Source organism: Providencia sp. PROV272, assembly GCF_049901975.1.
GTDB lineage: Bacteria > Pseudomonadota > Gammaproteobacteria > Enterobacterales > Enterobacteriaceae > Providencia > Providencia stuartii.
Map to the genome: position 1 here is coordinate 1,548,835 of NZ_CP096291.1, position 13,955 is coordinate 1,562,789.

The 13,955-nt window shown below is 41.4% G+C and carries 13 protein-coding genes and 1 other RNA gene; 5 read left to right on the forward strand and 9 right to left on the reverse strand.

Annotation, left to right across the window (positions count from 1 at the left end):
- Positions 1-194: 194 nt before the first annotated feature.
- From M1E93_RS06910 to smpB, 3 genes are all read right to left on the reverse strand, one after another.
- Positions 195-1,436, reverse strand: coding sequence for an integrase (locus M1E93_RS06910; protein ID WP_088499167.1), 1,242 nt, complete (start codon positions 1,434-1,436; stop codon positions 195-197).
- Positions 1,437-1,617: 181 nt separating this feature from the next.
- Positions 1,618-1,981: a transfer-messenger RNA gene (ssrA, locus tag M1E93_RS06915) on the reverse strand.
- Positions 1,982-2,029: 48 nt separating this feature from the next.
- A complete protein-coding gene (smpB, locus tag M1E93_RS06920; RefSeq protein ID WP_004921558.1) occupies positions 2,030-2,512 on the reverse strand; it encodes an SsrA-binding protein SmpB in 483 nt (160 codons plus the stop codon).
- A gap of 154 nt (positions 2,513-2,666) precedes the next feature.
- Between smpB and M1E93_RS06925 the strand changes: the two genes are divergently transcribed.
- Positions 2,667-3,101 carry a type II toxin-antitoxin system RatA family toxin gene (locus tag M1E93_RS06925; protein WP_014656346.1) on the forward strand — a complete coding sequence of 145 codons (435 nt, stop codon included), beginning with the start codon at positions 2,667-2,669 and terminating at the stop codon, positions 3,099-3,101.
- Positions 3,094-3,387 carry an RnfH family protein gene (locus tag M1E93_RS06930; protein WP_004921549.1) on the forward strand — a complete coding sequence of 98 codons (294 nt, stop codon included), beginning with the start codon at positions 3,094-3,096 and terminating at the stop codon, positions 3,385-3,387. Before M1E93_RS06925 ends, M1E93_RS06930 begins: the two co-directional genes overlap by 8 nt.
- 640 nt (positions 3,388-4,027) lie before the next feature.
- Here the strand turns inward: M1E93_RS06930 and bamE are convergent.
- The 3 genes from bamE to nadK form a co-directional block, all read right to left on the reverse strand.
- Positions 4,028-4,507: an outer membrane protein assembly factor BamE gene (bamE, locus tag M1E93_RS06935; protein WP_004921543.1), complete on the reverse strand. Its 480-nt coding sequence runs from the start codon at positions 4,505-4,507 to the stop codon at positions 4,028-4,030.
- 112 nt (positions 4,508-4,619) lie between these two features.
- Positions 4,620-6,281, reverse strand: a complete 1,662-nt coding sequence (recN, locus tag M1E93_RS06940) for a DNA repair protein RecN (protein ID WP_154625318.1) — start codon at positions 6,279-6,281, stop codon at positions 4,620-4,622.
- A gap of 85 nt (positions 6,282-6,366) precedes the next feature.
- Positions 6,367-7,266 (reverse strand): NAD(+) kinase, encoded by a 900-nt coding sequence (gene nadK, locus M1E93_RS06945; RefSeq protein WP_040133505.1) that lies wholly within the window; start codon positions 7,264-7,266, stop codon positions 6,367-6,369.
- A 101-nt stretch (positions 7,267-7,367) separates the two neighbouring features.
- On the opposite strand from nadK, the gene grpE reads away from it, so the two are divergent.
- On the forward strand, positions 7,368-7,958 hold the full coding sequence (gene grpE / locus M1E93_RS06950; protein WP_004921530.1) for a nucleotide exchange factor GrpE: 591 nt from the start codon (positions 7,368-7,370) through the stop codon (positions 7,956-7,958).
- Positions 7,959-8,023: 65 nt separating this feature from the next.
- On the opposite strand, the gene ung is transcribed toward grpE, so the two are convergent.
- Positions 8,024-8,704, reverse strand: coding sequence for a uracil-DNA glycosylase (gene ung / locus M1E93_RS06955; protein WP_004921528.1), 681 nt, complete (start codon positions 8,702-8,704; stop codon positions 8,024-8,026).
- 320 nt (positions 8,705-9,024) lie between these two features.
- On the opposite strand from ung, the gene grcA reads away from it, so the two are divergent.
- Both grcA and M1E93_RS06965 read left to right on the forward strand, forming a co-directional pair.
- A complete protein-coding gene (gene grcA / locus M1E93_RS06960) occupies positions 9,025-9,408 on the forward strand; it encodes an autonomous glycyl radical cofactor GrcA (RefSeq protein WP_004921525.1) in 384 nt (127 codons plus the stop codon).
- A gap of 161 nt (positions 9,409-9,569) precedes the next feature.
- Positions 9,570-11,027, forward strand: coding sequence for an ankyrin repeat domain-containing protein (locus M1E93_RS06965; protein WP_154625284.1), 1,458 nt, complete (start codon positions 9,570-9,572; stop codon positions 11,025-11,027).
- Between the two features lie 27 nt (positions 11,028-11,054).
- On the opposite strand, the gene srmB is transcribed toward M1E93_RS06965, so the two are convergent.
- A complete protein-coding gene (srmB, locus tag M1E93_RS06970) occupies positions 11,055-12,398 on the reverse strand; it encodes an ATP-dependent RNA helicase SrmB (protein WP_004921516.1) in 1,344 nt (447 codons plus the stop codon).
- 158 nt (positions 12,399-12,556) lie between these two features.
- Positions 12,557-13,762 (reverse strand): sodium/glutamate symporter, encoded by a 1,206-nt coding sequence (gltS, locus tag M1E93_RS06975; protein ID WP_014656340.1) that lies wholly within the window; start codon positions 13,760-13,762, stop codon positions 12,557-12,559.
- Between the last annotated feature and the right edge of the window lie 193 nt (positions 13,763-13,955).

Here is a 13,955-nt window from a genome sequence, read left to right on the forward strand (position 1 = left end):
TTTAGTAGATAAGCATCGTACTAATCATGATTTACCTTCCCCATCTAAATAAATCAAGTACAATTATTACATTGACTTTAGAACATCATCATAAAATCTAGGCAACTTCCGCTTTTGGCACATAGCTGACGTCTGGATGATGTATAGATCTGCGCTATTATGGTACCAGCTAAATTTAGCTGGTACCTAGTAAGTTATCCAACTAGCGATATTCCTCTTATCCCGCCTTCAATAATACTCCCCTTATCTGCTTCCGCAATAAAATCAGCCCACCATTGCATCATGGGGCGTCTTTGCTCTAGGTAGTCACTGCGATTATAGGCGCGTCTAACTTCGTTTTTATCAACGTGGGCTAGGGCGGCTTCGATAACGTCAGGTGGAAATCCTTGCTCATTGAGTGCCGTACTAGCAATTGAGCGTAGACCGTGTGAAACAAGTACGCCACCGAATCCGGCACGTTTTAAAGCCGCATTGACGGTTTGACTGTTCATTGGTTGGGTAGGCTTGATACGGCTAGGAAAGATAAACTCACGGTTACCACTGAGTGGTTTCATTAGTTCTAAAATAGCTAATGCAGCGTCAGATAACGGAACTGTATGTTCTCGGTTCATCTTCATTCTGGCTGCGGGTATCTTCCATTCCTTGGTTTCAAAGTTGATTTCATCCCAACGGGCTTCAGCTGCTTCGGCAGGGCGGGATATGGTAAGTAGCTGCCACATAAACAAACATCTGGTAGGCAAAATAATATTAGCTGTACGCATTGTTTGCATCAGTTGCGGTAACTGCTCTGGGCGAATACTTGGCATATTTTTTTTCTTTGGTTTTTCAAAAGCTTTACCAATGTTGATACTTGGAACGGCATCAATTAAGCCAGTATTTTGAGCATAGATCATGACTTCGTTAATGCGCTGACAAAGACGGCGAACGGTTTCTAGAGCGCCTCTGGCTTGTACCGGTTGTATCGCTTGAACCAATATGTGAGCTTTGATATCGGTGACGCTGATATCGCCTATGGCGGGAAACACATCTCGTTCAAGTGAACGCCAGATATCATTACCGTAGTCCTCTGTGACGGTGGACTTCTTCACTTCCCACCAACGTTCAGCAACAAGTTGAAAGGTATTGGTTTTAGCTTCTTGAGAGTTTCTTATTTGATTTTTCTGATATTCTTGAGGATCAATATCTTTTGCCAGTAATGAGCGAGACTCGGCTCTAAGTTTTCTAGCATCCGAAAGTGTGACAGCTGGGTAGGCCCCAAAACTTTGTTTGGTCCTTTGTTTTGTATAAGGGCGGTAGTAACGGAATTGCCATAACTTGCTTCCGCTAGATTTGATTAGCAGTGTGAGTCCATCACCATCATACAGCTGATAGTCCTTGTCCTGCGGTTTAGCTGCTTTGATTTCGGTATCGGTTAATGGCTTAGTTTTTCTTGCCATAAAAAATCTCCATGCGTTTAGGCCCAACAAAGATGTTAGTTCTTTTCGTTGGGCCTATCAATGGGCCTAAAGGAATTAGCTTGGGTGGGATAAAATAGGACAGCGCAGGACATAAAAAAGCCCACAACTCATTGAGTTAGCGGGCTTTTCAGTCTTCCTTGGACGTCATTAGAAGATAATTTGGTGGAGCTGGCGGGAGTTGAACCCGCGTCCGAAATTTCTACATCCTCGGTACTACATGCTTAGTCTAGTCTTTAAATTCATTTGCCAGCTGCGGACAGACACGCCACCAACAAACTATCCTGATTAAATTTAACGCTTCAACCCCAGGCAAGGCATCCACGCGATCTCTTTTGGGTTTGACCTCTCTTGATCCCCGTCCTAAGAGCGGAGGCTAGGGAGAGAGGGCTCTATGCAGGTTATTAAGCTGCTAGTGCGTAGTTTTCGTCGTTTGCGACTATTTTTTTGCGGCTTTTATCGAGGCCAACCGCCCCTCGGCATGCACCTTGGGTTTCGCAAATCCCGTCGAATCCAGAATCAGCCCCAAGTTGTTAAGTGCAGTATAACAGAAAAATACTCTAAAAAGCTAGAACTTAGCGATTAGAATGTTTCATTATACGTGCTTTATCTAGTTTCCATTCGCGTTCTTTAATATCAGAACGTTTGTCGTGTGCTTTTTTACCTTTTGCAACGCCAATTTTGACTTTGCACCAAGCATTTTTCCAATATAAAGAAAGAGCAACGACAGTATAACCTTCACGGTTTACGCGACCATAAAGGGTGTCTAATTCTCGTTGGTTCAGTAACAACTTTCTGCTGCGTGTTGGGTCACAAACTACGTGAGAGGATGCAACATTTAAAGGTGTGATATTCGCACCAAATAAATAGGCTTCACCATCCCTAAGCAGGACATAGCTATCACCAATGTTCGCTTTACCAGCACGGAGCGATTTTACTTCCCAACCTTGTAGGGACAAGCCAGCCTCGAATTCATCTTCGATAGAATACTCGTGGCGAGCACGTTTGTTTAGGGCAATAGTTGCCGAACCAGGTTTATAAGCTTTTTTCTTTGTCATAGTTTGTTCATTATACTGTAAGCTGAAGTGAAATAAATCTTTCCGTGTTTAAAAATGTGCCGATTGTGCAATTATTGTGCTTAATCCGTTTTGTTTTTTGTTTAACCAATCAATAGTGGTATTATATGGGCAGTTTTTGGGGATAGGAATTGATATGCCACAGATTAGTCGCTCTGCGTTAGTCCCATTTAGCGCGGAACAAATGTATAAACTTGTTAATGATGTCATTGCATATCCAAGTTTCTTGCCTGGATGTGTAGGTAGTCGGGTGATTAGTCATAGTGATGACGAAATGACCGCTTCTGTTGAGGTTTCAAAAGCAGGTATCAGTAAGACCTTTGTAACCAAAAATGTGTTAGAGGATAACAAGGGTATCCATATGCAATTGGTTGAAGGGCCTTTTAGTAAACTGACGGGAGGATGGCGCTTTATACCTCTAAGCCCAGATGCTTGTAAGATAGAATTCCATCTTGATTTTGAGTTTACTAATAAGCTGATTGAACTTGCATTTGGCAAAATCTTTAAAGAACTTGCGAATAACATGGTACAAGCTTTTACGTTGAGAGCGAAGGATATCTATAGTGTCTGAGCTAAATGTTGAAGTCACTTATGCTTTGCCGGAGAAGCAATATCTATTACCAGTTAAGGTTATGGAAGGTGCTACAGTTGAAGATGCAATAATGGCATCTGGTATCCTTGCATTACGGGCGGATATTGACCTTAAAAAAAATAAGGTGGGTATTTATAGTCGCCCTGCAAAACTGAGTGATAAGTTGAATGAGGGTGACCGAGTGGAAATTTATCGGCCTCTTATTGCTGATCCTAAAGAGTTACGCCGTAAACGGGCTGAAAAATCTAAAGATAGTAAAAAATAACTCTCTTTTTTTGTGATTAAACCGAGTACTTGCTCGGTTTTTTATTGCCTGTTTTTGGATGGTTTAATCGTGCAGGTAGTATTACGGCTTAATCAGTATCTTTTCAACCAAATGAAAGAATTTTGCTATTATCATGTCTGGGTGCATATATTATGCCAGTACAAAAGCGCAGTATATTGACAGCATTCTATGAAAAGCGCTGTTGGTAATGAGAAGAACACTGGCGAAATAACGCCAATGAAATAGAGCTTAGCACTAGAGACAATGGCATTAGTGTAATAGAGGATAGGGGGGGAGACTCTTACTATTGCATTAAGTTAAGAGTTTTTATTACCTGTTGATGAGTGCCTTGATGGATTAAACGGTATTAATGTAATACGCGATACTCATGATGCCAGTCAAATAGAGTGCAGCAGTAAAAATAGCTTTTATTGAACAAATTGAGAGTTTTTGGTTTTGATAGGGCGTACTTTGAATGGCTAAGTGGCTAATTGTATTCATCGCAGCGCAATTTAGTGCTAGGTTTGAGAATTCTTTAGATAGTCTAAAGCAGCAATAACTACCTGTTTTATATTGATGACAGGTAGCTATTGTAAGGCTAATTAACAAATAAGTGGATAACGAATATCAGTTAACAAGCTTATTTGCTTAGCATCTTTTTAGTCGCGGGAGCTGCGGTTTGTGGCTGCTCTGAAACAGGTTCACTAGCTTCAGTGTTGCTAGAAGCAGGCTCAGCAGATACTGGCTGTGCATTTTCAATTTCTTTTGCTTCCATAGATTCCTGCTCTGAAAGATCCTTCTCATTTTTGATATCAGTCAGGATACCATTACGGTCAAAGCTAAGAGTCAAAGTTTGTTGCTTAACGGGATCATGACCAAGCTCTTGGCGGAAAACATAATACCAAGTTTGAGTACCAAACGGGTCGGTTAACATTGGTGTGCCCAAAGTATACGCGACCTGTTGCTGAGTCATTCCTTTTTGTATCTTAGCAACATCTTTCGCTGTCAGGTAATTACCTTGGTTAATGTCAGGGTGATAGACCAGACGCTCCATCATTGAACAACCTGATGACATTAATGCGAGTGATAGTGCAGCAGCAGTTAACAGTTTATAACGCATGGATATCTCATTCCTTTTGGAGTCAGAACATCAATGATAATCGACATTGATACATTTTAAAACCTTCCGTATTGACTCTAAGACCATAGGAGTGCAAAAAAGTTGTCAAAATTTATGCTGCAAGTAACTCTTTTGCATTTGCCAATGTGTTTTTGGTCACTTCACTGCCTGCTAATAAACGTGCAAGTTCTTGTAAACGTGATTTTTTATCGAGTAATTGCATGTGTGTTTCGGTTTCTATGCCGTTCGTTTCTTTACTGACATAAAAATGATGGTGCCCACAGCCTGCAACTTGGGGTAGATGTGTTACACACATGACTTGGGTTGATTCACCTAATTCACGGAGTAATCGCCCAACAATAGCAGCCGTTGGGCCGCTAATACCGACATCGACCTCATCAAAAATCAGTGCTGGTGTATCCATTTTTTTCGCTGTGATCACCTGAATAGCCAATGCGATACGTGATAATTCACCTCCAGAAGCAACTTTAGCAAGTGCTTGATGTGGTTGCCCTGGGTTTGTTGTGACATTGAACTCCACCTTGCTTGCCCCATCTGGCTGTAGATGCTCAGGGGTAAACTTAACATCAATAGTAAACCGACCATGAGGCATAGAAAGTTGATGCATACTATTAGTAATCAGTTGGCTCAGTTCTTGAGCATACTCTAAACGGATTTGGTGCAGCTCTTGAGCACAAGCCATCGCATGTTGATGATCTTGGTGAACTTGCTCACTTAGCATTTCACAATCTTCATTTTGGTTGGCTATTTTTTCTTGTTCGTCTAATAACTGCTGATAAAGCTCAGGTAATGCCTCTGGCATAATATGATGTTTACGAGCAAGGCTAATTTGTTTTGATATACGCTGTTCAAGTTCATACAAGCGATTAGGATCCAATTCATACTGATCACAATAATGCCTTAACTCATCGCTTGCCTCGCTGACTTGGATAGATGCTTCTTCTAGCATATCGAGTAGACTAGAAAATTTAGTATCAAGGGATGCTAACTCGGCTAATTCATGCTTGGCGCTGTTGAGTAAACTCAAAATATTAGCATCATCACTCTCGGACATAATTTGCATGGCATTTTGCCCAAGCGTTAAAAACTGCCCGTAATTAGCGAGTTGCTTATATTCCTGCTCAATACTTTCAAATTCACCTTGAACAGGTGAAAACTCAGCTAATTCTTTTAAATAATAATCAAGCAACTGTTGACGCGACTCACGCTCTTGCATCTGTTTTTGAAACATGGCGAGCTGTTGGCATGAATCATGCCACTTTTGCCATGCGTGTTTCATTTGTAAGAGACGCTCTTGTTGATTGGCATAGGCATCCAGCAGTGATTTCTGATGGTTATTATCGAGTAAAAGCTGATGTGCGTGTTGCCCATGGATTTGGATAAGCAGAGCGCCCAGTTCACGAAGCTGTGAAAGTGGCACCGCTGTACCATTAATAAAACCACGTGAACGGCCATCTAACGTAATGGTACGCCGTAAAAGACATTCACTTTGATTATCAAGTTCATGTTCAATGAGCCACTTGGCAGCCATATCTGCATCCACTAAGGAGAAGCGTGCACATAAGTCAGCGCGTTGTGCGCCGGGACGTACCATATTGGCATCGCCGCGGCTACCTAAGCAGAGACCAAGTGCATCAATAGCGATAGATTTACCTGCACCAGTTTCACCTGTAATTGTGGTCATACCGCTACGAAAATCGATTTCCAGATCACGAACGATAGCAAAATTATTAATGGTAAGTTGGGTAAGCATCTGCGCTCTCCTGTGAAAATACACACCTGTGTTTGTATACAGTGTATCCTGTTTTTTTATACAGTAAAGAGGCAGATGAAAAAAATTAGAAAGTTTTTTTGGCCCAGCCTAATTTTGAGCTTAACGTATTGAAATAGTTATAATCTTTTGGGTGAATAAGATTTAAACTTTTATTACTACGCTGTATGACGACTTCTTCACCATCTTGTATAGGAAGCATGATTTGGCTATCACAGCTCACTTCATAATCAATATTACTGCGTAAAAATTTCAGGCGAATACGACTATCACTGCTGATCACTAATGGGCGTGAAGAGAGTGTATGTGGGAACATAGGGACGAGTACAATTGCATCAAGATTTGGTGTGAGAATTGGCCCTCCAGCAGAGAGTGAATAGGCTGTCGAGCCTGTCGGAGTGGCGATAATTAACCCATCAGAGCGTTGTGAAAAGGCAAAACGATCATCAATGTACACTTCGAATTCAATCATATGAGCGACTTTACCGGGGTGTAATACCACCTCATTAATTGCGCTGCTTTTTCGTGCTTTCTGATTCGGTTTTATTACTTGTGCTTCCAGCAAAAAACGTTGTTCTTCATGATATTCGCCATCCAACACGCGAGATAATTGCTGTAAAGCATTATCAGGGTCAAGATCAGTGAGAAATCCAAGGTTCCCACGGTTAACACCAATCACTTTATTATTGTAGCGAGATAGAATTCTAGCAGCCCCTAGCATGTTGCCGTCACCGCCAACAACAATAACTAAATCAGCCTGTTGACCAATCTCTGTAAGGTTACCTGTGTTCGCATTTTGTAGTTTTAAATCTTTGGCCACTTGTTTATCAATAATGGCATGATAATTTTTAGATAATAGCCAATTATAGATTAATTCATGGGTCGCTAAAGCTTCGGGATGACGTGGATGCCCCACAATACCGATAGTTCGAAAATTTGTTTTTTGCGTGTTATTACCCTTACGCATAATTTTTTGGCCTCTCATTGCGTGACGTCCCTTGAATCCCTGTTTTATATCCCCATAATACTCTAATAAATGGGATTAATGCTAAATACGCGGAGAAATTCATGAGTAGTAAAGAACAAAACATGCATGATGAGCAAGCCCCTGAGCTAAATGAAGAGCAAAAGTCGGAGTTAGAGCAAGAGCAAGAAGCGCAGCAGGCGGATCCACAGGCAGAAGTACAAGCGTTAGCAGCGCGTATTGCTGAGCTTGAAGAACAACTCGCAGCGTCACAAAAAGTGGAGCGCGAAGCGATGCTACGTGCACATGCTGAAATTGAAAATATCCGTCGTCGTACGGAGCAAGATATTGAAAAAGCGCATAAATTTGCGCTTGAAAAGTTTTCAAATGAGTTGTTACCCGTGATTGATAACTTAGAACGTGCTATTGATGCCGCTGATCATGAAAGCGAAACATCAAAAGCAATGTTAGAAGGCTTAGATTTAACTCTTAAAACCTTTTTAAGTGCTGTCGGGAAATTTGGTATTGAAGTCGTTGGTGAGTCCAATGTGGCCTTTAACCCTGAAGTCCATCAAGCAATGACAATGGTTGAATCGCCTGACCATCAACCAAACCAAGTGATTGATGTGATGCAAAAAGGTTATCTTTTAAACGGTCGCTTATTAAGACCTGCAATGGTTATCGTTTCTAAGTAATTAACGCATAACTAAATTGAAACCGGGTGAGCAATAGCGACCCGGTTTTTTTGTCACTCAAAAAGTTAAGCTTCGATAACAGGCGTCCAATCGATGGCTTCAAGCCCTTGCTGCTGCAATAGTTGATTCGTTTGTGAGAAGTGCCCACAACCTAAAAAACCCCGGTGAGCTGACAACGGCGATGGGTGAGGGGCTTTTAGTACATGATGGCGCTTAGTATCAATGATACGGCCTTTCTTTTGGGCATGTGAACCCCACAACAAGAAAACAACGCCTTCTCTATGCTCATTAATGGCAGCAATCACTTTATCTGTAAAAGTTTCCCACCCTAAATGGGCATGAGAGTGCGCATTGCCTTGCTCTACGGTTAATACTGTATTTAACAAGAGCACCCCTTGTTGCGCCCAACTCAGCAGATAGCCATGATTGGGGCGTTTAAACCCAGGGATGTCGTTTTCTAACTCTTTGTACATATTGACCAATGAGGGAGGGGGCTTAATTCCCGGAAGAACTGAGAAAGATAAGCCATGGGCTTGACCCGGACCATGATAAGGATCTTGACCCAAAATGACGACTTTAACATCGGCAAGCTCGGTATATCTAAAGGCGTTAAACACATCTTGCTGTGGGGGATAAATAATTTTTCCTTTTTGACGTTCGTTCGCCACATAGGCAAGCGTGTCTTTAAAATAAGCCTGTGTTTTTTCTGAGCCAATGACGTCGTGCCAAGTAGGTGTGTTTGACATGAAAATTCCTATAACAAACAAATTATGTCTATAAGCTTACAGTTTAAGACCCAAGAGATAAAGGCGAGCTTTTGTCTATTTGATTAAAAAATTTTTTAAAAATAACTAAAAAAATTGATTTTTATAAATAATAAAAATTGATTTAAAACATAGTGTTGGGTGAATGACGGTTAATTACCCCTTGAAATTGTTGATAAATATCAAAGAAGCTGAGGGTTCTAGCTGGTATATAGTGTGTAGAAACATTGGTTAGACCAAATATTTTATTGGCAGTCAAATGAGTGGATTGATCCCAATCCTACCCGAACGTGGAGGTCGACATGATTACTGGTATTCAAATTACTAAAACTGACAATGCAGCGCTATTGAACTCTTTTTGGTTACTTGATGAAGAGAAAAATGAAGCGCGTTGTGTTTGTGCAAAAGCAGATTATAACGAAGGACAAATTGTTGCTAAGGATGAGTTAGGTGCTTTTGAGTACCGTGAAGTACCTTTAGAAGTTAAGCCAACAGTCCGTGTTGAAGGTGGTCAACACCTGAATGTCAACGTTTTAAGCCGTGAAACTTTAGAAGATGCGGTGAAAAACCCTGAAAAATATCCACAGTTAACAATTCGTGTTTCTGGTTATGCAGTGCGTTTTAACTCTCTGACACCAGAACAACAACGTGACGTGATCACTCGTACTTTTACTGAAAGCCTGTAATTGTTGTATTGTTCAAGGTAGAAGTATTAGTTTAAAATTAATTCAAAAAGCCATTGAATTAAATGGCTTTTTTATTCTTCTCTAATAAAGTACATTCTTTTTCCCTGCTGAAATTTCGCCTTTAATGATCTCCCTTATCACATCTTCAATGGGGAGAGTCTATGTCTTCTATCAATCAGAGTATCCAAACTAACTCATTAAATGAAATATCGTTAATTAAAGAAAGCATTAATATCTATCAGAGAAAAAGTGGTGTATTGGCATTGTGCTCTGAACAAAATCAATGGACGCAGACGCTATCGCCAACGCAACTTTTAGGCCCACATGCTCAATCGCATGATTATCTTATTGGGTTAATTGCTTATGGGGTCTATCTTAAAGATTGGAAAAATCTGCATGGTGTTGAGCGCCTTAATGCTCTGCAACTCAAAGAAATTGGCATTGATCCAAGCTTACTACGCGATAAATCAACAGGTTTTGAAGCTAATATTTGTCGCTTTAATGATTTGTATATTATTAGTTTTGCTGGTTCTGATGAACTCGTTGATTTCTATGCTGATTTACGACAAGGGCTGGGCTACTTTGAACCGCAATATTTTCAAGCGGTAAATTTAACCAACATTCTACATCGGGTCTCTAAAGGGAATATGATTTGTATAGGTCACTCTTTAGGCGGCGGATTAGCCACATTTGCAGCTCTTGCAAGCCAGACACCTTGCATCGCCTTTAGCTCTGCTGGTGTTTCTGCAAATACTATCAAGCAGATTGGTATGGATTACGACACCGCAAAACAAGTGGCAAAGGATGGTCTCGTTCGCTTTTATGTGGTTCGTTATGATTGGTTAGATTTGTTGCAGTCAGTGATGCCATTTCCTCCCGCCTTAGGTAACAAAATTGTGTTGGATTACTATAAAGGGGAAAAAACGTGGCGGGATTGGCTCCCTCATCGTCTGTTAACACGTAATTTTATCGCCCATACGATGCCAAAAATTCTCAAAATGATGTGTCATTTTACACCGTGGGTAAATAAACAGGCGATGGTTAATGATGATTTTAATACACAGTTAGAAGAATTTAGCTGCAATTTTGCATTGAGTCATGACAGCACTCTGGCAGATTGGCAAAACAGCTGTGAAAACAGTATTAAGCAAGGCAATGTGACTGAATTTTCTACCTTGCTTTCAATGAGAAATAAACCAGCGAATTTTAATGAGCTACTAGGGTATGCCGTTCGTTCGACTGATCCTCGCTTTATGAAAATTCTTCTGAGTTCTGCTTATACAGATGAAATCAGAAAAACGTCATTGCCACAAAATCGCACTTATTTGCATTTAGCGGCGCAGTCAGGAAGGTTAGAGCAACTGGAAGTTTTATTAGCTGAAGGGGTAGAAATCAACGCAATAGATGATTTAGGTAACACATCGTTACATGATGCATTAGGGAGCCATGCATTATCAGTTGCTGAGTTTTTACTGAGCCAAGGTGCTGATTGGCGTATTAAAAACTATCAGGGGTATGATTGCCGTGATGTTTTAGTAAACCATATGATTAAAGTGGATATGTTATCTGCGCAAGGAAAAAGAATGCGTGAAAAATTGCAGATGATAATGATGCAATAAAAAACGGGCCGTAGCCCGTTAGTTGCATTATTCAGCGTTATCGCGAGTTGGTGCCGTAGAAGAGGAATTTGGTTTACGGCGTTTGCCAATGTTCTTTTTGTCACGATGACGAACTTTGGTTTTCTTTTTGGACTCTTCTTCTTTTTTCTTTTTCTCTTTACGTTTTGCGAGCACTTTCTTAGATGGTTTTGGTTTATTCATCATAGATTCTGAAGGTGCTTTGGTGCTTGGGCGTAGACTATCGATGACTCGCATTTTAATGGAGTCTTCAATATAACGGCTGACTTTACCGAACAGCGGATAGTCATGAGCTTCTATCAGTGAAATAGCGGTGCCTTTGCGGCCTGCACGACCGGTACGACCAATACGGTGGAGATACACATCAGCGGTGCGCGACATGTCAAAGTTAAAGACATGACTGACATTATCGATATCAAGTCCTCGCGATGCAACATCGGTCGCTACGAGTACTTTGACTTGCCCTGTCACTAAACGACGAACGGCTTCATTACGTTTCGCTTGAGCCATTTCTCCTTCAAGGTAACAAGACTCAATACCTGCATCTCGTAACCATTGTACGACTTCACGGACACGCTCACGCTTACGAACAAAAACAATGGACTTAGTCACATCCTCTTGTTTTAGCAGATGGCACAACAAGGCTGTTTTGTGTTGTAAATTATCGGCACGATAGTAAAACTGTTGTATTTTTTTACGTTCGCGACGTGACGATTCGGCATCAATTTCAACAGGATCTTCTAGCAGTCGTTCAGAAAAATCACGAATAGCTTCGCCTTCAAGGGTAGCAGAGAACAGCATAGTTTGTTTACGCCAGCGTGTTTCACCTGCAATTGTTTCAATGTCATTGGCAAAGCCCATGTCGAGCATGCGATCAGCTTCATCAAGGATCAGGATTTCAACGGCGCGACAGTCAAAATTTTCTTCTTTGATGTATTGAAGCAAGCGGCCTGTTGTCGCGACAACAATATCTTGGTTTTCGCTAAAAACTTCAGCATGGTTCATATACGCGACACCGCCTGTAATCGTAGCGATATCGAGATGGTTATGTGCACATAACTCTTTTGCTTGGTCTGCAACCTGCATGGCTAGCTCACGCGTTGGTGTTAATATCAGCACTCGCGGAGGACCGGACTTTTTCCTTGGAAAGTCAAGTAAGTGTTGGATGGCTGGCAGCAAAAATGCGGCGGTTTTACCCGTACCAGTAGGGGCTGAACCTAAAACGTCACGCCCATCCATTGCGGCAGGGATAGCGGCAGCCTGAATTGCAGTTGGGCGTTCATAGCCTTTGTCTGCCAGCGCGTTGATCAGGCTTTCATCGAGTTCAAGTTCAGTAAATGTGGTTGCAGTCATGATATACCTCTATTTGGGGCGCTGATTATAAACAGGTTAGCCAAATTGTTCATCAGAAAATATCGATCTTTTAGCAAAGTGTACCTGTTTTAAGTTTCAACGGGCAGTGATATTGCCAGAAAGCGTGCTTTTCCGAGGTGAAAAGCACGCGATGGAGGTTAGCTGAGGATATTAATTAACCAAGTATGATAAGGGATACCAACTAAATCAATTAAAACAGCACCACTTAGCGGAACGATCATGAACGCTTTCATTGAGACATGTTTATAGCGTTCGCACACAGAGGACATATTTGCCATTGCATTAGGTGTCGCTCCTAATCCATGCCCCATTAATCCAGCACACATAACGGCGGCATCGTAATCTTTGCCTAAAAGTTTAAAGATCACGAATACAACCAATAGAACGAGGACAACCACTTGGGCGAATAGAATAATAAAGAGTGGTAAGGCAACGTCTTTGAGCTCCCAAATTTTTAGCGACATCATTGCCATGGTTAAGAATAGGCCGAGAGAGACCTCAGAAATTAAATCAACAGATTTTTGGTTGATTTTAAATAGGTTAACTTGGTCATTAATATTACGAATAATAATCGCAATGATCATAGCACCGACATAGCTAGGCAAAGAGAAGCCCGTTGCTTTGGTAAATTGTGCAGATGCGAATTGACCAATTACCATGATCCCGAGTACCAAAGCGAGCATTTTCAAAAAGGCATGAGCGTCAATGGACTCAATCTTACCTGCAATGGTCTCTGTTACTTTTGGGCTTTGCACTGACTCATCCGCTTGGATGGTCACCTTATATTTTTTAATCAGGAAAGAGGCAATGGGGCCGCCTAGTAGGCTACCGGTGATTAAACCAAAAGTTGCCGCTGCAATCGCCGCAACCGTCGCTGACTGCACACCTAAGCCTTCTGCCATTTGACCAAATGCAGCAGCACCGCCATGGCCTCCTGTTAATGAAACACCACCTGCCATAACGCCAATGACTGGGTCAATGCCTAATAAATGCGCCAGTCCGGCACCAAACGTATCTTGGAAGATCACTGTAAACCAGCAAATAAACAGATAAATAAACAGGAGCTTACCGCCGTTTTTGAGAATGCGAAAGCTGCCATCAATACCAATCGTGGTAAAGAAGGCAACCATTAAGAAGGTTTGCAAACTCGTGTCAAATTGGATTTCAGCTAAATTAAAGGATTTTAGCCCCCAAATAATCAGGCTTACTAAGAAGCCACCAATTACTGGGGATGGGATACAAAAACGTTGTAGCCATTCGATACGTTTTTTTAAATGGATGCCCATAAGCAGGCACAATACAGTAAGCAGGAGTGTAGATAATGTGTCTAGTTGTAATGTCATATAATTTTCCCGGTGTGCCCGCTTTCGCAATTTGTCGTCTTTAGCGGCTAGCCGCATCCTTATTGATACTTTAAAGGTTGCTTGTACGCTGCCTAGCGACAGTTTTGAAATTCCAAAGCCTATTTCTACTTAGCTGATTAACTAAAGAAGAACATGCTAGAGATCTATCATTGCCGCTTTATTTTTTGTCAGT

Coding starts and splice junctions, on each gene's coding strand:
- bamE (WP_004921543.1), bottom strand. CDS start 4,507: ATGCGTTATAAACTGTTAACTGCTGCTGCACTATCACTCGCATTAATG.
- recN (WP_154625318.1), bottom strand. CDS start 6,281: ATGCTTACCCAACTTACCATTAATAATTTTGCTATCGTTCGTGATCTG.
- M1E93_RS06910 (WP_088499167.1), bottom strand. CDS start 1,436: ATGGCAAGAAAAACTAAGCCATTAACCGATACCGAAATCAAAGCAGCT.
- grcA (WP_004921525.1), top strand. CDS start 9,025: ATGATTACTGGTATTCAAATTACTAAAACTGACAATGCAGCGCTATTG.
- gltS (WP_014656340.1), bottom strand. CDS start 13,762: ATGACATTACAACTAGACACATTATCTACACTCCTGCTTACTGTATTG.
- M1E93_RS06925 (WP_014656346.1), top strand. CDS start 2,667: ATGCCACAGATTAGTCGCTCTGCGTTAGTCCCATTTAGCGCGGAACAA.
- M1E93_RS06965 (WP_154625284.1), top strand. CDS start 9,570: ATGTCTTCTATCAATCAGAGTATCCAAACTAACTCATTAAATGAAATA.
- nadK (WP_040133505.1), bottom strand. CDS start 7,266: ATGCGTAAGGGTAATAACACGCAAAAAACAAATTTTCGAACTATCGGT.
- srmB (WP_004921516.1), bottom strand. CDS start 12,398: ATGACTGCAACCACATTTACTGAACTTGAACTCGATGAAAGCCTGATC.
- ung (WP_004921528.1), bottom strand. CDS start 8,704: ATGTCAAACACACCTACTTGGCACGACGTCATTGGCTCAGAAAAAACA.
- smpB (WP_004921558.1), bottom strand. CDS start 2,512: ATGACAAAGAAAAAAGCTTATAAACCTGGTTCGGCAACTATTGCCCTA.
- grpE (WP_004921530.1), top strand. CDS start 7,368: ATGAGTAGTAAAGAACAAAACATGCATGATGAGCAAGCCCCTGAGCTA.